General features: G+C 60.6%; 23 protein-coding genes and 2 pseudogenes. 18 read left to right on the top strand and 7 right to left on the bottom strand.

Translation table 11 applies throughout. The features are described from left to right. Nucleotides 1-75: 75 nt before the first annotated feature. The 5 genes from BW979_RS23820 (at nucleotide 76) to BW979_RS23800 (ending at nucleotide 4,370) form a co-directional block, all read left to right on the top strand. The gene (locus BW979_RS23820; RefSeq protein ID WP_047228022.1) at nucleotides 76-948 is read left to right on the top strand and encodes an acyl-CoA dehydrogenase; all 873 of its coding nucleotides are present in this window, start codon (nucleotides 76-78) and stop codon (nucleotides 946-948) included. A gap of 169 nt (nucleotides 949-1,117) precedes the next feature. After that, nucleotides 1,118-2,212, top strand: coding sequence for a serine hydrolase domain-containing protein (locus tag BW979_RS23815; protein ID WP_047228021.1), 1,095 nt, complete (start codon nucleotides 1,118-1,120; stop codon nucleotides 2,210-2,212). Further along, nucleotides 2,209-2,520, top strand: coding sequence for a hypothetical protein (locus BW979_RS23810; RefSeq protein WP_047228020.1), 312 nt, complete (start codon nucleotides 2,209-2,211; stop codon nucleotides 2,518-2,520). The genes BW979_RS23815 and BW979_RS23810 overlap by 4 nt, the downstream gene beginning before the upstream one ends. A gap of 100 nt (nucleotides 2,521-2,620) precedes the next feature. Further along, nucleotides 2,621-3,211: a YceI family protein gene (locus tag BW979_RS23805; protein WP_047228019.1), complete on the top strand. Its 591-nt coding sequence runs from the start codon at nucleotides 2,621-2,623 to the stop codon at nucleotides 3,209-3,211. Between the two features lies 1 nt (nucleotide 3,212). Further along, a complete protein-coding gene (locus BW979_RS23800; protein WP_047228018.1) occupies nucleotides 3,213-4,370 on the top strand; it encodes a phospholipase D-like domain-containing protein in 1,158 nt (385 codons plus the stop codon). Between the two features lie 126 nt (nucleotides 4,371-4,496). Here BW979_RS23800 and bglX read toward each other — a convergent pair whose 3' ends face one another. Continuing rightward, nucleotides 4,497-6,788: a beta-glucosidase BglX gene (gene bglX, locus BW979_RS23795; RefSeq protein ID WP_047228017.1), complete on the bottom strand. Its 2,292-nt coding sequence runs from the start codon at nucleotides 6,786-6,788 to the stop codon at nucleotides 4,497-4,499. 262 nt (nucleotides 6,789-7,050) lie between these two features. On the opposite strand from bglX, the gene BW979_RS23790 reads away from it, so the two are divergent. The 6 genes from BW979_RS23790 to BW979_RS23765 all read left to right on the top strand — a co-directional run bounded on the left by BW979_RS23790 (nucleotide 7,051) and on the right by BW979_RS23765 (nucleotide 11,732). Next, nucleotides 7,051-7,659, top strand: coding sequence for a LemA family protein (locus BW979_RS23790; protein WP_047228016.1), 609 nt, complete (start codon nucleotides 7,051-7,053; stop codon nucleotides 7,657-7,659). Between the two features lie 110 nt (nucleotides 7,660-7,769). Then, nucleotides 7,770-8,492, top strand: a complete 723-nt coding sequence (locus BW979_RS27990; RefSeq protein ID WP_076386725.1) for a TPM domain-containing protein — start codon at nucleotides 7,770-7,772, stop codon at nucleotides 8,490-8,492. Between the two features lie 28 nt (nucleotides 8,493-8,520). Further along, nucleotides 8,521-9,138: a TPM domain-containing protein gene (locus BW979_RS23780; RefSeq protein ID WP_076386005.1), complete on the top strand. Its 618-nt coding sequence runs from the start codon at nucleotides 8,521-8,523 to the stop codon at nucleotides 9,136-9,138. Nucleotides 9,139-9,288: 150 nt separating this feature from the next. Beyond that, nucleotides 9,289-10,506, top strand: a complete 1,218-nt coding sequence (locus BW979_RS23775; protein ID WP_076386003.1) for a class I SAM-dependent methyltransferase — start codon at nucleotides 9,289-9,291, stop codon at nucleotides 10,504-10,506. A 231-nt stretch (nucleotides 10,507-10,737) separates the two neighbouring features. Next, nucleotides 10,738-11,319: a DJ-1/PfpI family protein gene (locus BW979_RS23770; protein WP_047228012.1), complete on the top strand. Its 582-nt coding sequence runs from the start codon at nucleotides 10,738-10,740 to the stop codon at nucleotides 11,317-11,319. 68 nt (nucleotides 11,320-11,387) lie between these two features. Then, complete coding sequence (locus BW979_RS23765; protein ID WP_047228011.1) at nucleotides 11,388-11,732, top strand: YegP family protein; 345 nt, start codon at nucleotides 11,388-11,390, stop codon at nucleotides 11,730-11,732. Between the two features lie 96 nt (nucleotides 11,733-11,828). Here BW979_RS23765 and BW979_RS23760 read toward each other — a convergent pair whose 3' ends face one another. Further along, a complete protein-coding gene (locus BW979_RS23760; protein WP_047228010.1) occupies nucleotides 11,829-12,848 on the bottom strand; it encodes a DUF4917 family protein in 1,020 nt (339 codons plus the stop codon). A gap of 140 nt (nucleotides 12,849-12,988) precedes the next feature. Here BW979_RS23760 and yiaY point away from each other — a divergent pair, with 140 nt between their 5' ends. Continuing rightward, nucleotides 12,989-14,137 carry an L-threonine dehydrogenase gene (gene yiaY / locus BW979_RS23755; RefSeq protein WP_047228009.1) on the top strand — a complete coding sequence of 383 codons (1,149 nt, stop codon included), beginning with the start codon at nucleotides 12,989-12,991 and terminating at the stop codon, nucleotides 14,135-14,137. Here yiaY and BW979_RS23750 read toward each other — a convergent pair. Beyond that, complete coding sequence (locus BW979_RS23750) at nucleotides 14,134-15,297, bottom strand: MFS transporter (RefSeq protein ID WP_076386001.1); 1,164 nt, start codon at nucleotides 15,295-15,297, stop codon at nucleotides 14,134-14,136. The genes yiaY and BW979_RS23750 overlap by 4 nt on opposite strands. A gap of 12 nt (nucleotides 15,298-15,309) precedes the next feature. Beyond that, nucleotides 15,310-16,545, bottom strand: a complete 1,236-nt coding sequence (locus tag BW979_RS23745; RefSeq protein ID WP_076385999.1) for an aminotransferase class I/II-fold pyridoxal phosphate-dependent enzyme — start codon at nucleotides 16,543-16,545, stop codon at nucleotides 15,310-15,312. A 267-nt stretch (nucleotides 16,546-16,812) separates the two neighbouring features. Between BW979_RS23745 and BW979_RS23740 the strand changes: the two genes are divergently transcribed. The 5 genes and pseudogenes from BW979_RS23740 to BW979_RS23725 all read left to right on the top strand — a co-directional run bounded on the left by BW979_RS23740 (nucleotide 16,813) and on the right by BW979_RS23725 (nucleotide 20,575). Beyond that, nucleotides 16,813-17,229, top strand: coding sequence for a VOC family protein (locus tag BW979_RS23740; protein WP_076385997.1), 417 nt, complete (start codon nucleotides 16,813-16,815; stop codon nucleotides 17,227-17,229). Nucleotides 17,230-17,242: 13 nt separating this feature from the next. After that, nucleotides 17,243-17,362: pseudogene (locus BW979_RS27510) on the top strand (LysE family translocator); the annotation flags it as partial. Nucleotides 17,363-17,447: 85 nt separating this feature from the next. Further along, a complete protein-coding gene (locus BW979_RS23735; RefSeq protein WP_047228038.1) occupies nucleotides 17,448-18,797 on the top strand; it encodes a sensor domain-containing protein in 1,350 nt (449 codons plus the stop codon). A 289-nt stretch (nucleotides 18,798-19,086) separates the two neighbouring features. Further along, complete coding sequence (locus tag BW979_RS23730; protein ID WP_076385995.1) at nucleotides 19,087-19,590, top strand: DUF4142 domain-containing protein; 504 nt, start codon at nucleotides 19,087-19,089, stop codon at nucleotides 19,588-19,590. 76 nt (nucleotides 19,591-19,666) lie between these two features. Next, nucleotides 19,667-20,575, top strand: coding sequence for an SDR family oxidoreductase (locus tag BW979_RS23725; RefSeq protein WP_076385993.1), 909 nt, complete (start codon nucleotides 19,667-19,669; stop codon nucleotides 20,573-20,575). A 47-nt stretch (nucleotides 20,576-20,622) separates the two neighbouring features. Here BW979_RS23725 and BW979_RS23720 read toward each other — a convergent pair whose 3' ends face one another. Continuing rightward, nucleotides 20,623-21,036 carry a low affinity iron permease family protein gene (locus tag BW979_RS23720; RefSeq protein WP_047228003.1) on the bottom strand — a complete coding sequence of 138 codons (414 nt, stop codon included), beginning with the start codon at nucleotides 21,034-21,036 and terminating at the stop codon, nucleotides 20,623-20,625. A 166-nt stretch (nucleotides 21,037-21,202) separates the two neighbouring features. On the opposite strand from BW979_RS23720, the gene BW979_RS27655 reads away from it, so the two are divergent. After that, nucleotides 21,203-21,349, top strand: a complete 147-nt coding sequence (locus BW979_RS27655) for a hypothetical protein (protein WP_171061408.1) — start codon at nucleotides 21,203-21,205, stop codon at nucleotides 21,347-21,349. Between the two features lie 137 nt (nucleotides 21,350-21,486). Here BW979_RS27655 and BW979_RS23715 read toward each other — a convergent pair whose 3' ends face one another. Both BW979_RS23715 and BW979_RS23710 read right to left on the bottom strand, forming a co-directional pair. Then, nucleotides 21,487-21,897 (bottom strand): type II toxin-antitoxin system HicB family antitoxin, encoded by a 411-nt coding sequence (locus BW979_RS23715; protein ID WP_047228002.1) that lies wholly within the window; start codon nucleotides 21,895-21,897, stop codon nucleotides 21,487-21,489. A gap of 1 nt (nucleotide 21,898) precedes the next feature. Then, nucleotides 21,899-22,115 (bottom strand): annotated as a pseudogene (locus tag BW979_RS23710) (type II toxin-antitoxin system HicA family toxin). Nucleotides 22,116-22,231: the final 116 nt, after the last annotated feature.

Here is a 22,231-nt window from a genome sequence, read left to right as displayed (position 1 = left end):
CAGGCTATGTAGCCCCGGTGTCATCGCCATGAAGCTTTGGTGATGCTTATATGACAGCCCATTGAGGAGCCTCCCATGCCCTGGCAAAACCTGATCGAACGCGGCGAACGGTTTCCCGCCCATCCGGACCTGGCTGAGGGTTATGCGGCCTTGCTGCAACGCCTGGGGCCGGTTACGCCGTTCGAACTGGCCGTCATGGGGGCGCGATTGATGGCAACGCCGGGGTTGGCTTTTCTGGTGGGGTATCAGGCGGCGCTGCGGGTGCTTTGGCCGAGCGCGCCCCAGAGCCTGGGCGCCTTGTGCGCCACGGAGCAGCGCAGCCTGCGCCCGGCGGACATGCAGACTCGCATCACCGACCTGCGATTGAACGGGCGCAAGGATTTCGTTACTGCGGGCGATGCGGCCGAGTGGCTGCTGATTGCCGCCCGCAGCGAAGCAGCCGGCGAGCCGCCGCGGTTGAATCTTGCGGTGGTTTATCCCGGAGAGCCGGGGGTGACCCTGGAAAAACTCCCGGCCATCGCCCTGATGCCAGACATCAGCCATGGCCGGGTGCTGTTGGATGGCGCGCTGTGCGAGTTGTTGGCCGGGGACGGTTGGGACGCCTACGTCAAACCGTTCCGCACCTTGGAAGACCTTTATGTGCTCAGTGCCATGGCCGCCTGGCTGTATGGCGTGGGGCAGGAGTGCGCTTGGCCCCAAGCCCTGCAGCTGCGTCTGCTGGGATTGCTGGCCGGTTGCGCTGAAGTGAGTCGTCACAACCCGTCCAGCGCGGCCGGGCATGTGCTGCTGGGTGGGTTGTTCGCTCAGTTCAGCGGGCTCGATGAAGAACTGAACGACGCCCTGGCCGCCGGCCCGGCGGTGTGGCGCGAGATGTGGACGCGAGATAAAGCCGTGATGGACATGGCGGCGGGTGCGCGGGCCAAGCGGTTGGCCAAGGCGTTGGGATAACCCTTTGTGGGAGCGAGCCTGCTCGCGATAGCGGAGTGTCAGTTGACATCAATGCTGCTGAGCCAGCGCTATCGCGAGCAGGCTCGCTCCCACAGGGAGATGCCACCCATACCCAAATTGTCATCAAGTCTGAATAGGCTCAGAAGGTTCAATCCTGCGAGCCCCGAGCATGTCCAAAGGCTGGTTCCTGATCCCGCTGCTGTTGCTCAACCTGTACGCCCAGGCTGAAGACTGGCCCGGTGAGCAATGGCCAAGTGGCCCGACCCCCACCGGGCTGGCCATCGAAGCCCTGGAGCAATACGCCTTCCCACCCCGCGACGATGCCTCTCGCCAGGGCATCCGTACCGATGCGCTGCTGGTGATCCTGGACGGGCGGCTGGTCTACGAGCGTTATGCCGGGCCCACCCGTGCCGACACTGCGCACCTGACCTGGTCGATCAGCAAAAGCCTGATGGCGACGGTGTTTGGCGTGGCCTATGGGCAAAAGCTGTTCAGTCTGCAGGATCCTGCCGCCAGGTATTACCCGGCGTTGAGCAAGCATCCGGACATGACCTTGGCCGATCTGTTCCATTGGGCCTCGGGGCTGGATTGGCAGGAAGATTACGAATACGCACCGCTCAAGTCCTCGGTGGTGGCGATGCTTTATACCCGTGGGCGTCATGACATGGCGGCGTTCACTGCGCAGCATGAACGCGACAGGCCGCCGGGGCAGGTGTTTCGTTACTCCAGTGGTGACAGCAACCTGCTGGCAGCGGCATTGAAAAATATCGTTGGCCCGGCGCGGTATGCCGATTATCCCTGGACGGCCCTGTTCGAGCCGCTGGGTATCCGCCACGCCACCTGGGAAACCGACGCCGCCGGCACGTTTGTCGGGTCCTCCTACGCCTACCTTACGGCGCGGGACCTGGCGCGTGTGGGGCTGTTGATGCAACGCGAGGGACGCTGGGGCGAGCGGCAACTGATCCCGCAAGCCTGGGTGGCGTTCAATCGCGAGCCCTTCGCCCGCTTCCGGGCCGGCCAGGATGAAGCGGTGCCCGGTGGGCATTGGTGGCTCAACCGCGCGGCCGACCCGGCCATCCACCCGTGGCCCGATGCACCGCCGGATACGTTTGCCGCGCTGGGCCATTGGGGGCAGGCGTTGTACGTGATCCCCAGCGCCCGGTTGGTGATCGTGCGCTACGCTGATGACCGCGACGGCAGCTACCGCCACAACGAGTTGCTCAAGCGAGCCATGGCGGCGTTCGCCGGGACGGTGCAGCCATGAGACGCAGACCGCTGCTCACGCTGATGTCGGTGCTTGTTGTGGCGCTGCTCGGCTGGATCTGGCTCGAGCGGGTGGCGCTGCGGGCCTTCCCCGACATCATCAGCGCCTACACCGCCAAGGAGTATTGCTCGTGTCGCTACGTGATGGAGCAACCGGCTGACTATTGCCGTGGCTATGTAAAGCAGTCGGTGCCCATCAGCGATTTTCTCGAAACGCCTGAAGCGAAACGCATCACCGTCGCCGGGTTGGGACGAAGCAATAGCGCACGATGGCTGGGGGAGCGGCAGGGCTGTCGGTTGGAGCCGTGACCGGACCTGTGTATTCCCATAGAGGATTGAAACAGAAGGTTTGCAAGTGCCCTCGGCCCGGTTAAGGTTCGCCACAGGTTTATCTGCCCTCCGAGTGTGTATGTTCAAGCGGTCTTTTTCTCACGCTGTCGCGACCTTGCTGCTGGCCTGCGCCGCGCTGCCGGTCCAAGCCAATTGGTATCTGGACGGCGAATCGTCGCGGCTGTCGTTTATCAGCAGCAAAAACGGCAACGTTTCCGAGGTCCAGCGTTTCCTGGTGCTTCATGGTCAGGTCCAGCCCAAGGGGATGGTCCGGCTGGAAGTGGAGCTGGAGTCGGTCAACAGTGGCATTCCCCTGCGTGACGAGCGCATGCGCGCCGAGTTGTTCGAGATCAAGCAATTTGCCGACGCCGCCATTACCGCGCAGCTCGACCTGTTACCGATTCAGGACCTGGCCAACGGCGCTCAACTGGAACTGCGTTTGCCGCTGACCGTTGACCTGCACGGCAAGCAACATGTGTATCAGGCCGAACTGCTGGCAACGCGCCTGGATGAACGACGGTTCCAGGTCGTGACCCTGGAGCCGGTGGTGCTCAATGCGGCGGATTTCGATCTGGCGCCGGGATTGGAGAAGTTGCGCAAACAGGCCGGGCTGTCGGCCATCAGCCTCGCAGTGCCGGTGAATGCGGTGCTGATTTTCACGGCGCGCTGACATGGGAGGCCCGGTATTTCCGTGGCGCGAGGGCAATCGCTTCGAGCTGTTGATCGATGGCCCGCAGTTTTTCCCGCGCATGCTGGTGGAAATTGCCCGCGCCCAGGAACAGGTCGAGCTGGAGCTGTACCTGGTGGAGGCGGGAACTTGCGCCGAGGCGATGGTCCAGGCACTCGTCCAGGCTGCCGAGCGCGGTGTTCGCGTGCGTTGCCTGTTCGATGACTACGGCAGCCTGGCGTTTACCCAGGACCTGCGCCACCGTCTGATCGAGGCGGGCGTGGAGCTGCGTTTTTACAATCGCCTGAGTTGGCGCCGCTGGGTACGGAATTTATATCGGGACCACCGCAAGCTGCTGTTGGTGGACCAGCGCCTGGCGGTGGTTGGCGGCACCGGGGTCACCGATGAGTTCTGGAGCCCGCTGGATGACCGCTGCGAGTGGCACGAGGTCATGGTGGAAATCGTCGGCCCCTTGGTGCTCGACTGGCAGTTGCTGTTTGACCGCCAATGGCTCGCCAACCGCCATCGCCGTGCCTGGAAACCGGCTTCCAACTTCGGCTTGCCGCGCTTGCCCCGGGTTCCGCCGATGGGTGAGGGCATGGGGCGGGTGGCTTATGCCGATGCCCGCCAGAATCGCGACATTCTGCAATCGTTGTCCCGGGCCCTGAACAGCGGCCAGAAGCGGATCTGGATGGCGACCCCGTACTTTTTGCCGACCTGGAACGTGCGTCGCTCCTTGCGCAAGGCTGCCGCCCGGGGCATCGATGTGCGCCTGCTGCTCACCGGCCCGCGCACCGATCACCCGTCCGTGCGCTACGCCGGGCACCGTTATTACCCGCGTCTGCTCAAGGCTGGGGTGAAAATCTTCGAATACCAGCCGTGTTTCCTGCACCTGAAGATGGTGCTGGTGGACGACTGGGTCAGCATCGGCTCCTGTAATTTCGATCACTGGAACCTGCGCTTCAATCTGGAAGCCAACCTCGAAGCCCTCGACTCCGCACTCAGCACGGCAGTGGCGGCGAGTTTCGAGCGAGACTTCGCCCAGAGCCTGGAGGTCAGTCTCGACACCTGGAAGCGCCGGCCGCTGTGGAAACGGGTCAAGCAACGGGTGTGGGGGTTGGTGGATCGGTTGGTGGTGAATGTGCTGGGGCGGCGGGGTTAAGGTTCAGCAAAAACAATGTGGGAGCGAGCCTGCTCGCGATGGCGGCCTGACAGTCAATGATGCGGTGACTGGTAGGCCCTCATCGCGAGCAGGCTCGCTCCCACGGTTATTTGCGCTGTTGATGAATCAGAGCAACTCGAAACTCTGTTGTTTCACATCCTGGGAATCCAGGCCGATCTGGACGTTGAACTTGCCCGGTTCAGCGGCGTATTTGAGCTGGGCGTTGTAGAACTTCAAGTCGTCTTCAGTGATGGTGAAGTGAATGACTTTCTTCTCGCCAGCCTTGAGCATCACCTTGCGGAAGTTCTTCAGCTCCTTCACCGGGCGGATGATCGAGCCGGTCACATCCTGGATATAGAGCTGCACCACGGTTTCGCCGTCACGCTCGCCGGTGTTTTCCAGGGTCACGCTGGCATCGAGCTTGCCGGTCTTGTTCAGCGTGGTGGACGACAGGGCCATGTCCGTCAGGCTGAATTCGGTGTAGCTCAGGCCGTAGCCGAACGGGTAGAGCGGGCCAGTGGTGTCATCGAAGTATTGCGAGGTGTAGTTGCCCGGCTTGCCCGGCGTGAACGGTCGACCAATGCTCAGATGGTTGTAGTAGGTCGGAATCTGTCCTACCGAGCGCGGGAAGGAGATCGGCAGTTTGCCCGACGGGTTGTAGTCGCCGAACAACACGTCGGCGATGGCGTTGCCGCCTTCGGTGCCGCTGAACCAGGTTTCCAGGATCGCATCGGCCTGTTGCTTTTCATCCACCAGCGCCAGCGGGCGGCCGTTCATCAGCACCAGCACCAGTGGTTTGCCGGTAGCCTTCAGGGCCTTGATCAACTCGCGCTGGCTGGCGGGGATGCTCAGTTCCGTGCGGCTCGAGGATTCGTGGGACATGCCGCGCGACTCACCCACGGCGGCCACCACCACATCGGCTTGCTTGGCGGCCTTCACGGCTTCGTCGATCAGCACTTGGGCAGGGCGCGGGTCATCCACCACTTCCGGGGCGTCGAAGTTGAGGAAGTTCAGGTAGTCGAGCACCTTCTTGTCGCCGGTGATGTTGGCGCCACGGGCGTAGATCAGTTTCGATTCTGCGCCCAGTGCGCGGGTCATGCCGTCGAACAAGGTCACCGATTGCGCAGGGCGCCCGGCAGCGGCCCAACTGCCCATCATGTCGATCGGCGCCTTGGCGAGCGGTCCGACCAGGGCGATTTTTGCGTTTTTGTTCAGGGGCAGGGTCTGGTTGCGGTTTTCCAGCAGGACCAGGCTGCGGCGGGCCACGTCACGGGCATCGTCGCGGTGCAGGCGGCTTTCAGCGTAGGTGTCGGCCGGGTCGTCCTCGGCCTTGCCGATGCGCAGGTACGGATCCTTGAACAGGCCCATGTCGTATTTGGCGGCGAGGACTTCGCGCACCGCATTGTCGATGTCGCTCTGCTCGATTTCACCGGCCTTGAGCAGTCCAGGCAGCTCCTTGCCGTACAGCGAGTCGTTCATGCTCATGTCGATGCCGGCCTTGATCGCCAGCTTCGCCGCTTCGCGACCGTCCCGGGCCACGCCATGCTTGATCAGTTCGAAGATGGCGCCGTGGTCACTCACCGCCAGGCCCTTGAACCCCCATTCCTTGCGCAACAGATCGTGCATCAGCCAGGTGTTGGCGGTGGCGGGCACGCCGTTGATGGAGTTCAGCGCGACCATCACCCCGCCGGCACCCGCATCGATGGCGGCGCGGTAGGGTGGCAGGTAATCCTGGTACATTTTCACCGGGCTCATGTCCACGATGTTGTAGTCCCTGCCACCTTCCACTGCGCCGTACAGGGCGAAGTGCTTGACGCTGGCCATGATGCTGTCGGCCGCGTTGGCGCCACTGCCCTGGAACGCTTTGACCATCACCCCGGCGATGCGCGACACCAGGTAAGTGTCCTCGCCAAAGCCCTCGGAGGTCCGGCCCCAGCGGGGGTCGCGGGAAATATCCACCATCGGCGCGAAGGTGATGTCCAGGCTGTCGGCCGCCGCTTCCTTGGCAGCGACGCGGCCGGAGCGGTAGATGGCGTCCATGTCCCAGCTGGAGGCCAGGGCCAGGGGGATCGGGAAAATCGTGCGATGGCCGTGGATCACGTCATAGGCGAAGAACATCGGGATCTTCAGCCGGCTGCGCATGGCCGCGTCCTGCATCGGGCGGTTTTCATCCCGGGTGATGGAGTTGAACGTACCGCCGATGTTGCCGGCGGCGATTTCCTTGCGAATCATCTCCCGAGGCATCTCGGGGCCGATGCTGATCAGGCGCAACTGGCCGATCTTTTCCTCGAGGGTCATCTGCTTCATCAGGTTGCTGATGAAGGCATTCTTGTTCTCTATCGGGGTTGGCAGGTTGTCGGCTAATACGGATTGACTGGCCAGTGTGACGAACAGGCCCAGCAAACACAGCTTCTTCATGAATGGTTTCTCGCAAGCCTAAGGGCGGTAATCAGGACTCGCCGGTCAGCAAAATGTGAGGAGCGGCTATTGTTGTTCGAGTATTGTCTGAATAAGAGCAGCACTGTTTTCGAACGCACGCGGATGAACTTAGTTTCGCACCGGGCATCTTTTAGCCCATCGACCCGATTCAATCCCGTGGCGGCGGCAGATTATGCCCCAGACGCTGGTGAGATAGGTGGCTGTGTTTTCTTCAATGGACTGTATAGGGGAGTTTCAACCGATGAATCTACGACTCGATCACCTTCGCCACCTGCCAATACTGGCGCTGATGCTGTTCACCACGCTGCTGGCCGGTTGCGGCATCAACAATATTCCAACCCTGGACGAACAGGCCAAGGCCGCCTGGGGACAGGTGCAGAACCAGTACCAGCGCCGAGCCGACCTGATCCCCAACCTGGTGGAAACCGTCAAGGGCTATGCGCAGCACGAACAGGAAACCCTGACGGCGGTGGTCGAGGCGCGGGCCAAGGCCACGTCCATCCAGGTCGATGCCGGTACCCTGGACAACCCGGAAAAACTCAAGCAGTTCCAACAGGCCCAGGACCAGTTGAGTGGTGCGTTGAGCCGGCTGATGGTGGTGGTCGAGCGTTATCCGGACCTCAAGGCCAACCAGAACTTCCTGGCCTTGCAATCACAACTCGAAGGCACCGAGAACCGCATCGCCGTGGCTCGTCGCGACTTCATCCTGGCGGTGCAGAAATACAACACCGAAATCCGCACCTTCCCCGGTCGTTTGTGGCACAGCGTGCTGTACAGCGATCTGCCGATCCGCGAAACCTTCGAAGCCACCAGCCCCAACGCCGAAAAAGCACCTGAGGTGAAGTTTTGATGGAGCAGCTGCAAGCTTCAAGCTACAAGCCTCAAGCACAGTCAATACGCACTGCTTTTGCTTATAGCTTGAAGCTTGCAGCTTGCAGCTGCGCCTTGCTGCTGCTCTGCATGTTTGCCATCACGGCCCAGGCCGAGTTGAGTTTTCCGGCACTGACCGGGCGGGTGGTGGACACTGCCCAGATGCTGGAACCCTCGGTGCGCACGCAACTGGATGCACAGCTCAAGGCCCATGAACAGGCCACCGATGAACAGGTGGTCGTGGTCACGCTGGCGGACCTGCAAGGCAGCAGCATCGAAGACTTCGGTTATCAACTGGGGCGTCACTGGGGCATTGGGCAGAAGGATAAAAACAACGGCGCGCTACTGATCGTGGCCCGGGATGACCGTAAACTACGGATCGAAGTGGGCTACGGCCTGGAAGATCGTCTGACTGACGCCCAGAGTTCGGTGATTATCAACCAGGTGATCACTCCGGCGTTCAAGGCCGGCAATTTCAACAAAGGTATCAGCGACGGCGTAGCGGCGATGCTGATGGTGCTGGGCGGCAATGCGCTGGATGAGCCGGCTGCGGTGTACGGTGCCGACGGCCAGGAGGAGGGCGATTTCGTCGGGCGCCATCCGGGGCTGTTCGTGTTGTTGGTGCTGCTGTTCATCGTAACGGTGTTCGTGTGCCAGATGCTCGGTATCCTGCCGGCCGGACGCGGTGGTTCCGGGGGCGGCTATGGCGGTGGCGGCGGTTTTGGCGGCGGCGGTGGCGGCGGCTTCAGTGGTGGTGGTGGTGGTGGTGGTGGTGGCAGTTTCGGGGGCGGCGGTTCGTCGGGCGGCTGGTGACAATAATAATGAGCAGGCACTTTTAACCATGGCATTACTGACTGAACACGAACAACGCAAGGTCGCCGAGGCCATCGCCCGGGTGGAGCGCGATACCGATGCCGAGCTGGTCACCGTGCTTGCTGCCCGCGCCGACGACTACGCCTACATCCCGCTGCTGTGGGCCAGCCTTCTGGCCTTGGTGGTGCCCGGCATGGTGCATTACCTCACGGGCTGGCTGAACATGCACAGTCTGCTGCTGGTGCAGTGGGTCCTGTTTATCGTGCTGTGCCTGGCGTTTCGCATTCCTGCAATCACCACCCACCTGATCCCCCGTTCCGTGCGCCACTGGCGCGCCTCCAACCTGGCGCGCCGGCAGTTTCTCGAGCAGAACCTGCACCACACCGTCGGCGGCACAGGAATGTTGATTTTCGTTTGCGAGGCCGAGCGGTATGTGGAAATCCTGGTGGACGAAGGCATTTCCAAGCGTCTCGACAACACGCGCTGGGAGGCCATTGTCGCCACCTTCACCCAGCAGGTCCGCCAAGGACAGACGTTGCAGGGTTTTGTCACCTGCATCGAGGCCTGCGGCGAATTGCTCAAGGAGCATGTACCCGTGACTCACGCGCGCAATGAATTGCCGAATCGGCTGGTGGTGCTGGGCTGAAAAAATTTCTGCCAGCACAAGCCTGTGGGAGCAAAGCTTTGCCCCCACAGGGGATACTGCTCGCCACACGAACTTTTCCGTGCCCTCACTGCCCATCCCCCCTAAAATAACCGCCATTCCCGATCCGCCCGCCCCGAGGCCGCTTTTTCCATGTCTGTCACCGCTACCCCCGCCCGTCCTGCGCCGGATCACCACGCCCAGTTCATCGAGCTGCTGCAAAGCAGCCTTGAGCAGAACGCCTTCATCAAACTGGTGCTGGCCAAGTACGTCGGTGACGAAGCGGACCTGCAACGGCTGATCATCAAGCAGTTGACGGTCAAGGATCAGCCATGCCTGTCCTTCGTTTACCGCTACAAAACCCGCGACATCACCAAGAATTTCCCGCTGGCCGAAGGCGTGGCGACCATCGCCGCGTTGTTGCCGATGTCGTTCAAGAACGCGCACCTGCTGGCTGTCACCGACGAAGCGCAGCTGGAATACAGCAAAAAGGGCAAAAGCTCGCTGTTCAAGAGCAAGCCCCAGCAACTGCGAGAAGTGCCATCGGCCGAGCACAATCGCGAGAAAAACCGCTTCCTCGACCTGAACCGCCCGTTCCTGGCGGATTTGGGCGTGACCAACCATAAGCACGAGCTGATCCCGGCGATGTCGCGCAAGTGGAAGCAGATCAACAAGTTCATCGAAGTCTTCAGCCATGCGCTGACATCTTCGCCGCTGGCCCTGGATCAACCGGTGCGGGTGTCGGACTTTGGCTCGGGCAAGGGTTATCTGACGTTCGCCATCCATGACTACCTGCGCAACACCTTGCAGGCTGAAGGGATTGTGACCGGCGTCGAACTGCGAGAGGACATGGTCAAGCTGTGCAACGAAGCTGCCGCGCGGCTGGAGCACCCGGGCCTGAGCTTCCAGCACGGCGATGTGCGCAGCGTGGCGCCGGCCGCGGTGGATGTGATGATTGCCTTGCATGCCTGTGATATCGCCACCGATTACGCGATCCACATGGGCATTCGCTCGGGCGCTTCGATCATCATGTGCTCGCCGTGCTGCCACAAGCAGATCCGCTTGCAAATCCAGAGTCCGGCGTTGCTCAAGCCGATGCTGCAATATGGCCTGCACCTGGGCCAGCAGGCAGAAATGGTCACTGACAGTCTGCGGGCGCTGTTTCTGGAGGCATGCGGCTACGAAACCAAGGTGTTCGAGTTCATTTCCCTGGACCACACCAACAAGAACAAGATGATCCTGGCGGTCAAACGCGCCGAACCGGTGGACCCGGCAGAGCTGCTGGCGAAGATCCAGGAACTCAAGGCGTTCTACCACATCACCGAGCACTGCCTCGAAACCCTGCTGCGGGCTGACGGTTACCTCGCCTGAGTGACTGACACATTACCCTGTGGGAGCGAGCCTGCTCGCGATTGAACGATGACGCGGCGCACCTGAAAAACCGCGTCGCCTGAATCGCGAGCAGGCTCGCTCCCACACGTTGCATTCAGCATCCAGCGATGTGCAGCCCGTCAGGTAATCGCCGCTTATCCCTCATCTACCGACGTACCGGTCTACCTTTAATGCGTTCACCCCCTACGCATTTTTCAAGGAGTCCACCCCATGGCCGCAAAGAAAATCCTCATGCTGGTCGGCGATTACGTCGAAGACTATGAAGTCATGGTGCCATTCCAGGCCTTGCAGATGATCGGCCACACCGTTCATGCCGTGTGCCCGGACAAAAGCGCCGGGCAGACCGTGCGCACGGCGATCCACGACTTCGAGGGCGACCAGACCTACAGCGAAAAACCGGGGCATCTGTTCGCACTGAATCATGATTTCGTCGGTGTCGAGGCCGCTGATTACGATGCGTTGCTGGTGCCGGGCGGACGTGCGCCGGAATATCTGCGCCTGAATGAGAAAGTCCTGCAACTGGTGCGTGAATTTGACCAGGCGGGCAAGCCGATTGCAGCGGTATGCCACGGTGCGCAATTGCTGGCAGCGGCGGGTATCCTGGAAGGGCGCGAATGCAGCGCCTATCCCGCCTGTGCCCCGGAGGTGCGTCTGGCGGGAGGGACCTTTATCGAGTGCGCGGTCACCGAAGGCCACGTTCAAGGCAATCTGGCGACCGCGCCCGCCTGGCCGGCACATCCGAACTGGCTGGCGGGGTTCCTGACGTTGCTGGGCACGGCCATCACCTTGTAAGGCACTGGCAGAACAAGCGCAGCGGGTCTTTACTCTTGGGGATGCCTCAACCGCCCAGGAGAAAGAACATGTCCGGATGGTACGAAGTCAGCAAAAGCAGCAACGGCCAGTTTAAGTTTGTGCTCAAGGCGGCGAACGCCGAAACGATTTTGACCAGCGAGCTGTACACGACCCGCAGCGGTGCCGACGGTGGCATCGCTTCGGTGCAGAAGAACAGCCCACTGGCTGAACGTTATGAACTCAAGAGCACCAAGGACGGCCATCCTTACTTCAACCTCAAGGCTGGCAATCACGAAGTGATCGGCAGCAGCGAAAGCTATTCCTCTGACGCCGCCCGGGACAAGGGCATTGCCAGCGTCATGGCCAACGGACCGACGACGGTGATCAAGGACAAGACGCTGGCGGCGCTTTGACAGGACGCCAAAAGCCGAGGGCCAATGTGGGAGCAAGCTTTGCTCCCACCGATAAATCCCTTCCCCACAAGCTACGGGGCCATGCCTGCCCTGGCTCTAAACCTCCACCGGCACCGACAGTTTCGGGTTGCCCAGCGGATGCGTCTTGGCATCGAAGAACCGCAGTTCAACCGCCAACCCCTGGAACACCTTGGCGTAATGGCGCTTCTGGTGCTGGATGAATGCCTGGCTGCGGGGGTAGATCGAGATCGCCACGGTTTTCGGTGCCGCCTGGCGCAGGGCATGGACGATGTGACTGTCCTGTTCGCCCAAGGCATGGCCGAACAGGCACAGGTTGTCGCCGTGGTGCAGCAACTGGTCGTAGCAGAACGATAGGTAATCAGAGCTGCGAATGGTCTTGAGCTTGTCCTGGCTCGGGCCTTCGTTGACGAACAGCGGCACGTCGTCAAGGGTCTTGATCGTATTGTTGATGGCGAAACTGCCCAGCAGCGTGCCTTCGGTGGCGGTCAGCTTGCGTGCCGTGCCGTCCTGGTTGCGTACCAGATGCAGGCCACCGTGCAGGTACAGCAGACGTGGTTTGTCCGTGTCTGCCTGGCTCAGATCAAAGCTGTGATCGTTGCCCAGGAACAGGTCGGTGACGGTCTCGGGCGCATGCTGGATCGCCCAGTAGTTGAGCAGATCGTAGTTGGTGGTGAACACCGTGCGATAGCGGCCCAGCTCCTGATTAAGCGTCGCCAGGGTCGAGGGTTCGACCAGTCGCCACGGGATATGCACCGCGTGCACGGTGTTGATCAGTGCTTCCTTGATTGCGTAGTAGCGGTTACGCGGTGCAGCGGAACTGACGGCCAGAGCCTTGTTGACCCGGCTGGTGGTTTTCAGCGCGCCGAGTACCTGTTCGAAACTGCGTGTCTGCATCGCGTCGAACACACTCATTTCCGACGGGCTCAAGGGTTTTTCTTCGACTGTGCGAGCGTTTTCGAACAGCGAGTCGTAGCCGAAATCGTCCCAAACGGCGCGGCTGGCGCCGTTACCCAGCAGCAAGCCGCTGAAAGCGGTGCTGGCGCGCAAGGCATCCCAGTCTTCGAGCTGGGCGTCGTATTGCTGGAAGTCGGTCATTGCGAAAGTTATCTCAAAACGTGGTTAAGGCAGGGCGCGACTTTATCACGACCCAGTCTTGAGCCAGATCAAGATGCGCTGTGACCAGTCGGTCATTCTGGTAGCCCTGCCAATCCCGGCCTCTTCCAGGAGCATCTCCCATGAGCAGCACCTTTTTCATTCCCGCCGTGAACGTCATGGGGCTGGGTTGCCTCGACGAGGCCATGACCGCCATCCGTAACTACGGCTTTCGCAAGGCCCTGATCGTCACTGACACAGGGTTGGCCAAGGCCGGCGTCGCCAGCAAGGTGGCCGACCTGCTGGCGCAACAGGACATCGACTCGGTGATTTTCGACGGTGCCAAGCCCAATCCCAGCATCGCCAATGTCGAGCGCGGGCTGGGGTTGCTGAAGGAGAGCCAATGCGATTTCGTGGTGTCGCTGGGTGGTGGCTCGCCCCACGATTGCGCCAAGGGCATCGCCTTGTGTGCCACCAACGGCGGGGAAATTCGCGACTACGAGGGCGTTGATCGCTCGAGTAAACCGCAGTTGCCGCTGATCGCCATCAACACCACGGCAGGTACTGCCAGCGAGATGACCCGTTTTTGCATCATCACCGACGAGACCCGCCACGTGAAAATGGCGATTGTCGACCGCAACGTGACGCCGCTCATGTCGGTCAACGATCCGGCGTTGATGGTGGCGATGCCCAAGGGGCTGACGGCCGCCACCGGCATGGATGCGTTGACCCATGCGATCGAAGCTTACGTATCCACTGCCGCCAATCCGATCACCGATGCCTGCGCGCTGAAAGCAGTCACGTTGATCAGCAACAATCTGCGTCAGGCCGTGCGCGACGGCAACGATCTGACGGCGCGGGAGAACATGGCCTACGCGCAGTTTCTCGCGGGGATGGCGTTCAATAATGCTTCGCTGGGTTTTGTGCATGCGATGGCCCATCAACTGGGCGGTTTTTATGACTTGCCCCACGGCGTGTGTAATGCCGTGCTGTTGCCCCATGTGCAGAGTTTCAACGCCTCGGTATGTGCCGCTCGGCTGACCGACGTGGCCCATGCCATGGGCGCCGATACGCGCGGACTCAGCCCGGAGGAGGGCGCGCGGGTGGCCATTGAGGCGATCCGCAGCCTGGCCCGGGACGTGGACATTCCGGCCGGCCTGCGTGAGTTGGGCGTACGTCTCAACGACGTGCCGGTACTGGCCACCAACGCATTGAAAGATGCTTGTGGCCTGACCAATCCACGGGCAGGGGATCAACGGCAGATCGAGGAGATTTTCCGCAGCGCCTTTTAGGCGACCCGTGGCGGCATGAACCGCACGCACAGCATCGCTGCCACCGCCAGCAGTGTGCACAATGCCGCCAGCGGCCAGGCCTGTTGACTCAACAACAGGCTGGCCATGGCGCCGATCGCCGATGCCATCAGTTGATGCAGGAAACCGCTCAACGCCATGGCATAAGCACCGGCCACCGGTGAACCCTCATTGGCCAGGGACAGGCTGATGGGGTAATTCAACGATTGGCCGAACACCGCGAAGCAGTACGGCAACCAGAACAGCAGCGCAACACTGCTCAGCGCGACGCTCCCCAGCAGCATGGTTGCGCTGCCACCCAGCACCAGCGCAATGCCCCAGCTCATCAGCCGTCGCTGACCGGTGCGCAGCACAAAGGCGTTTACCGCCAGCGCGCCGAACAGGTACGCCGCACTGATCGGCCAGCCCAGCAGGCCGTACTCAATCGCTGACCAATGAAAGCTTTCCTGCAGGATCAGTGGCGCGGCGGTGTTGAACGCGACGATCACGCCGTAACCCAGGCCACCAGCCAATGCCGGCAGTAAAAAACCTCGGTATCGGAGAATTCTGCCGTAGACGCGCCACGCTGATTGCCCGTGGCTGCTTTCTGTCAGCACTGGGAAACCGACCCGGGACACTGCCACCGCCATGGCCAGGCTGACCGCACCCAACCCGTAGAAGATCGCTTCCCAGCCGAAGGCAACCTGGATCAAGGAGCCCAGATACTGGCCAATGCCAAGGGCAATCACGAAGGCTATCGAGATCCATGACAGGGCCTTGGCCAGCAGATCGCCGCTGAAACTGTCACGGATCAATACCCTGGCCATTACCGAGATACCACTGGCGCCGATGCCCTGAATCAACCTGAGCGTCAGGAACGCCTCGACTGTCGTACCCAGCGGTAAGGCCAGGTTGCTCAGGCCGTACAACCCCAATGCCGCCAGCAACACCGGTTTGCGTCCCAGACGCTGGCTCACGCTGCCCCATAGCAACATTGGCAGCGCCATGCCGATCAGGTAAACCGACAAGCCCCAGGAAACCCGGGACGCATCGGCCCCCAGATCCCGAGCAATGTCGGGCAGGGCCGGCAAGTAGATGCTCATGCCCAGTTGTGCCAGGAAGACAGTGGTGCAGGTGATGATCAGGGTCGTACGGTTCTTCATCAAGGCGCTCGTTCAAGGACGGATGTCACGCCCGTGTGCCAGCAGCAGATCGGTGATCCGTTCGCAGAACGAGCGAATCACGTTCGTCTCCATGTCGGCGCGCAGGGTGATGCGGATTGCGGCCTTGTTTTGCGGCACTACGGGGAAAAAGACCGCTGAAGTGAAATACCCCAGGTCGGCCAATTCGACCGCCAGGCTGTTGGCCAGGGCTGCTTCACCGCATGTCACCAGGCGGATCGCCATGGCATTGCCGAGCTGCTCGGTGCGGATGAGGCTGTCGAAGAGGCGGATATTAGCCTGCAAACGCTCCTGCAAGGCGCTGAATTCTCGACTGCGGTGCAGGCGGATCGAGGCAATGCCGGCGCCAATGGCCGCCGCGTTCAGGCTCTGGGACCAATTGCTCGGCCCGCCGTAGCGCTGCACCAGTGTTTTTTGCCGTTCACTGCCAAACATCGCCAGGCCGCCACTGGCCCCGAATGATTTGGCCAGCGAGGCGACAATCAGCGTGCGCTCGTCCACGGCGTGCAAGCGTGACCGGACCAGGCCCGCTCCGCATTGCCCTACGGCGGACAGCGCGTGGGAGTCATCCAGATAGAGAAACAGGCCATAGCGCTGTTTGAGGTACAGCAGGCTGTCCATATCCGTCACCCCGCCCATGCTGTAGGCCCCATCGGCCACATACGCCACGTTGCGCTGTCGTTTGCACACGTCCTCGAGAAAGTCCATGTCGTTGTGGGGCCCGGTGATGACTTGGGTTTCATCGGCGCAGGCAGCCTTGACGTGGTTCATCGAGTAATGGGCATGTTTGTCAAACACCATGACTGGCGGCCGATTGTCGGTGAGCACGCCGCTGGCCAGCAACGGCAGGATCCCGGCGCTCGCTGCGCTGCATGACAGGGCGCTGAGACAACTGGCGCCGAACAACTCCGACAATTGGGTTTCGTATCGGTCCAGGATCGCCAGTTTGCAGCGGTTTTTCGAATTGGCGACGCGCAAGGTCCCGGTTTCCCACAGGGCCGTCATGGCCCCGTCCAGCAACGCCGGGTGGTGATCCAGGCCCAGATAGGACGTGGTACAGAAATGGTGAAAGGTTCGGCCGTACTGGTCGACCAGGACATTGGGTGTCTTGACCTCGACATTCAGCCCTGAGATTTTTCCGACTTCGGCGCTCTGCCAGTCCTGGTCCGCCAGGGAAATGACCTTACGGTAGTTGGTGTAGCGATGGGTTGGCTGTGCAGTCTGGTTCATGGTGCGGTTACATTCCTTGGTTGAGTGGTGCTGTCCGTGGGTGGTTTCGATATCTGTGTGTTTCCAGACTTTACAGATCGTTATGCAGGGCTTTGAATCGGCCGTTTCCGGCGTGTTTGAGTGTTACCGGAGACTTCTGTGTAGGATCTTGCCTAAGGGGCTGGGCGGGGAATCCATTTGCGCTGTCGGAGCTGGGCAAAGCGATGCTTTCACCCTTGAGCCTGCTGCACTTGACCCATCCGTTTCTTTTCCAAAGGTTGCTTGTCGATGCTCTCAGGCTTCAATCATCTGACACTTGCCGTCACCGAGCTGGACCCCAGTGTGGTTTTTTATAGCGAGCTATTGCAGCTTCGTCTTGAGGCCAGATGGGACAAAGGGGCCTATTTGTCGCTGCCCGGACTATGGCTGTGCCTGTCTGTTGACCCGTTGCGCAAAAAGGGGGCTGCGGCGGACTACACCCATTACGCATTCAGTATCCGTGCCGAGGACTTCCCGGTGCTGGTGGCGCGGCTCAATGCGGCCCAGGTGGTGACGTGGCGCGACAACCGCAGCGAAGGGGACTCGTTTTACTTTCTCGACCCGGACGGGCACAAACTCGAAATCCATGTGGGAGATCTGACGTCCCGACTGCAGGCCTGTCGACAGGCGCCTTACGCCGCCATGGAGTTTTTTACCGCTCCCTGATTCTTCGCCTCGCCTGTGCAGCCGTGCCGAGCTGCTGCATGGGTCGATATTGCCATTGCTGATAACAATCAGTTTTTTGGGCGGCCCGTTGGCCTACGCTATCCTCATGGGTATTGTTGGCGCGAATCGGTTGTTGGCCAGCAAGGCGCAGGGCTGACGTGCCGGCTGCGCAGGCAAGGCTTTTTTCAACGATGCATTATCGGAAGACCACCAGCCCCATGGACACTCGCAATCGTGCGCCGCTGGCCAGTTACATGGATCTTTTGCTGGACGCCGTGTGTGCCGTCGACGGCCAGGGGCGTTTCGTGTTTGTCAGCGCCGCTTGTGAACGCATTTTCGGTTACACCCCGCAGGAGCTGATCGGCCAGCCGATGATCGACCTGGTGCATCCTGCCGACCGCCAGCGGACTCTTGATGCGGCGCGGGAGATCATGGACGGCGAACCCAAGCTCAATTTCGAGAACCGCTACCTGCACAAGGACGGTCGGGTGGTGCATATCCTGTGGTCGGCGCGCTGGTCGCCGGCGGACCAGTTGCGGATCGCCGTGGCCCGGGATATCACCGAACGCAAGCAGGCCGAGTCTCGGCAGGCGGCGTTGTATGCGATTTCCGAGGCCGCCCATGCGGCTGCGGACCTGCTGGCGTTGTTCAAGCGCATCCACCTGATCATTGGCGAGTGGCTGCCGGCGCTGAATTTTTCGGTGGCGCTGTATGACGAGCAGTGCGAGCAGTTGAACTTTGCCTATCACGTCGATGACCTGGAACGACAGCCCGATGGGCCGGGCTCGGTCACCAAGCGCCTGTGCGCCGAAGTGATTCGCAGCGGCCAGCCAATCCTGCTGACCCCCGGTTGCAGTCAGTTGCCATCGGGGTTCTGCGACCTTGTGGCGCAACCGAACGCTCCCTGCTGGCTGGGTGTACCGCTGATCTCGCAAAACGGCACGATCGGTGCGTTGATCGTCAAGAGCACGCAAGACAACCAGCGCTACACCGAGCAAGACAAGGAGTTGCTGCAATACGTCTGTGCGCAGCTCACCATCGCCATCGAGCGCCAGCAATTGCACGCCCGGTTGCAGCGCATGGCTCAGTACGATCAGTTGACCCAGGTGCCAAACCGCGAATTGCTGCGCGAACGCTTCAAGGCCGCACTGGCCACCGCCCGGACGGCGTCTGGGCGCATGGCGCTGCTGTATATCGACCTGGATCGCTTCAAGCAGATCAACGATACCTACGGCCACGCGGTGGGCGACATGTTGTTGCAGGCGGTGGCCAGCCGGCTCCAGGGCTGTGTGCGCGACACCGATACGGTGGCGCGCATTGGCGGCGATGAGTTCGTTGTCCTGCTCCATAGTGTCCAGGCCTTGGAAGATGCCCACCATGTGCAGGAAAAGATCCGTCATGCACTGACCCAGCCGCTGCGCCTGGACGGGCATTGCCTGAGCATCGAGCCGAGCATCGGGGTGGCTTGTTTCCCCGAGCATGGCCTGGAAGATGTCGCACTGTTCCGCCACGCCGATGAGGCGATGTACGCCGCTAAACGCCAGAATCACAAGGCGTTCGATATTTGACCACGGGCCACCGTTCGTCGTGGCGCCCAACGATTTTTCAAACCTTTCAGTTCGCGGCCCTTTCGAATATCAGGTGGGGCCCGCTCGCCGGAAACATTGCCCTGGATCGAACGAAGGCGTCTGGATCGGGTCGCACATGTGGGAGAACCACCCACTTCATCGTCGTCGAGAGTTACCCGTTGAAGCCGGTATCGGCCGTATTCGGAACAGACGTTTGTCCACATCGTTACAGGTGGTTCTGATTCAGCGGCGAGAAATCTGCCGCAACTTTTTAGAGGAGGGCGTGACCATGAGCCGGATGGCCACCTTTTTACGCAGCACCAGTCTCGTCGTGCTGGTGGGCCTGGGGGTTAATAGTGCCTGGGCACAATCGCCTGCCGAGTTTATCAACGATGCTTCGGCCAAAGGCATGGCCGACATCGAGGCCAGCCGCATGGCCCACGGCAAGGCCGAGTCCAGGGAAGTCAAGGATTACACCATCATGGTGATCAACGACCGCACCACCGCCAACCAGCATCTGGCCAAGATTGCGAAGAAACTCGACCTGCCTGTCGCGCCACGGGAAGAAGTGGCAGACAAGGCCAAGACGCTAATGCCGCAAGTGCCGGAAGGCGAGTCGTTCGAGGCTGCCTATGCCGCCAGCCAGGTCAAGGCTACCGAGGAAGCCATTGCGCAGATCCAGGAACAGGCCAAGACCACGGAAGTGCCGGAAATCAAGGCGTTCGCCGACGAAACCCTGCCTAAGTTGCAGACCCACCTCGAAATGGCCCGGGCGCTCCAGGCCAGTCGCTGATTCGCCGCACGTTTAACATTCAGGGCCAGGGCGCTTGCGTCCCGGCTCACCTTGCCCGCCGAAAAGGAGAAGCTCGATGTCCACACGCCGAGAACCCAACCAATACGCGATGCAGAACCCTTTGACCCAATATCCCCGTCCCCCTTTCCCCGACCAGCCGCAGTCGCCACCGGGTATCGATCAGGACATGGTGCCCAAGCCCGATCACGGTGAAAAAAGTTACCAGGGTTTCGGGCGCCTCGAAGGGCGTAAGGCCTTGGTGACCGGTGGCGACTCGGGCATCGGTCGCGCCGCCGCCATTGCCTACGCCCGGGAAGGCGCTGATGTAGCGATCAACTATCTGCCCAGCGAAGAGCGGGATGCACGGCAAGTCATCGAGCTGATCGAGGCCGAGGGTCGCAAGGCGATTGCAATCCCGGGCGATCTGAAGAATGAGCAATTCTGCGTCCAACTGGTGAAAAGCGCCCATGAGCAACTGGGTGGCCTGGATATCCTGGTGAATGTTGCGGGTAAACAGGAAGCACAGAAAGACATTGCCGATATCACCACCGCGCAATTCGATGACACCATGAAAACCAACATCTATGCGATGTTCTGGATCTGCAAGGCCGCATTACCGCTGATGCCGGCGGGGGCGACGGTTATCAACACCGCGTCGATCCAATCCTACGATCCGTCTGCCACCCTGCTGGACTACGCCACCACCAAAGCGGCCATCGTCGCATTCACTAAGGCGCTGGCGGGGCAGGTGATCAGCAAGGGGATACGGGTCAATGCCGTGGCACCGGGGCCGATCTGGACCGTGCTGCAACCCAGCGGTGGACAACCCCAGGAGAAAATCCCCACCTTTGGTTCTCAAGTTCCGATGAAGCGCCCAGGCCAACCGGCCGAGTGTGCACCGCTCTATGTGCTGCTGGCGTCACAGGAGTCGAGCTACATCACCGGGGAAGTGTTTGGCGTGACGGGTGGTAATCCGCTGCCCTGACTTCACGCTTGGCCGCGCGAGTGGCGAAGGCTGCTCGCGCGCCAGTATCAGCACTGATTCAGATCGATCTTGTTTTTTGGCTCCAGGCCTTGCTCGGCACCGAGGTTCTTGGCCTCCTTCTCACCCATGGCCTGGTAGTGCCTTCTCATCGCCTCCAACTGCTTGAGGTCCAGCGACTCCAGCCCGAGCATTGCATCGTGTGCATTTTTGTTCGCCCTGATCAATTCGTCGACCTTCAGATGCAAGATGTCGGTATCGCGGTTCTGTGTGTTCTGAATCAGGAACACCATCAGGAATGTGATGATCGTGGTCGAGGTGTTGATGATCAGTTGCCAGGTATCGTTGAACTGGAAAAACGGCCCGCTGACTGCCCAGAGCACCAACAACACCAGCGCCCCCAAAAACGTCTTGGGACTGCCTGCCCACAGGGCCAGTTTTTGTGCGATTTTTGCGAAGTTCATTGCTGCGTTTCCTTCTGGGACTTACCTGTCTGGTGTGACAGCAATGAAGCGATGAAAATTCTACTTACATTTGCCGCGCAGCCTGAAGTTCAGCGAGCTGCAAGGTCATCGCAACCATTCACCGTATTCAGAGGTCACTTCTTAAAGCCCTCAATCGGAGTACACCATGAATCTCACGCGCACCTTTTTCCTCACCTGTTGCCTGTTCGCCCTGCAGGGCTGCTTCGACAACTCTGACAACGAGACCAAGGACAACACCGATGGCACCAAGTCGTCGGTGCAGATGCAGGAGTCCGGTTCGGAGAAAAAATAACCGGCTTATTGCAAAAAAAATGTGGGAGCGAGCCTGCTCGCGATGGGCAGATCAGTAGGGTTTGACTGATAGGGCGCCATCGCGAGCAGGCTCGCTCCCACAAGGGTTAGGGCAGGGGATTTAGGGCAGGTTGGTTTTCAACGTCCTTGCTGCAACACCTTCAGCGCCGCCGAGGCCAGAAACCCGGAACGGCTTTTTTCTTCAGGATGGTGCAGCACGTACTCGTCAATACGGTTCAGCAGATAACCAGGCAAGGTGATGTTGAGCTTCTGCGCCTTGCCCAGATATTTGGTCACATCAATATCCACCAGCGCCCAGGTGCAACCTGCGTATTTCGCATTGGCCGCATGCAAGGTGACTGTATTGGCCGATGGAATCGGCGAGCCGTCCTCAGCCAGAATCTCGAAGTGCCCTTCAATCGCCTCGCGGGCCATCGCCATGGCATCGTCCAGGTCATCGCCAGCAGAAAAACAACCCGGAATATCCGGTACTTCAACACCCCAGGCGTGCTTCTCATCGCCCATGGAAATTGCAATCGGGTAAAGCATGTCAATCGTTCTCCGGGAGGGCAGGGCAACTGGCCGTTTGTAGCAGGGCCTGTTGCAAAATGCTGATGGCGGTTTTTTTGAGCAGGTCCTTCTTCGGATGAGGGACCGTGACCAGCCCCCGGTTTGGTCGGGTGTTTGAAGTGATGATGACTGTCCCGAACCCGCACCAGATACCAACCGTCCGCAACAATTTGGCTTATCAAAAATCGGCTATTCACATCACCTCCGTGTGGTGTGCTTGGTGGTTACTATACCTACTTGGTTTTGATGATCAACACTATAACCACCGATATGGCCTTGTTGGGTGGTTGGCGTCGTTGCAGGAAAGTCTAGA

Origin of the sequence: Pseudomonas sp. A214, from assembly GCF_900156295.1 — a bacterium.
In the GTDB taxonomy this organism is placed as follows: domain Bacteria; phylum Pseudomonadota; class Gammaproteobacteria; order Pseudomonadales; family Pseudomonadaceae; genus Aquipseudomonas; species Aquipseudomonas rhizophila.
This window is presented reverse-complemented; position numbering and strand designations above follow the sequence as displayed.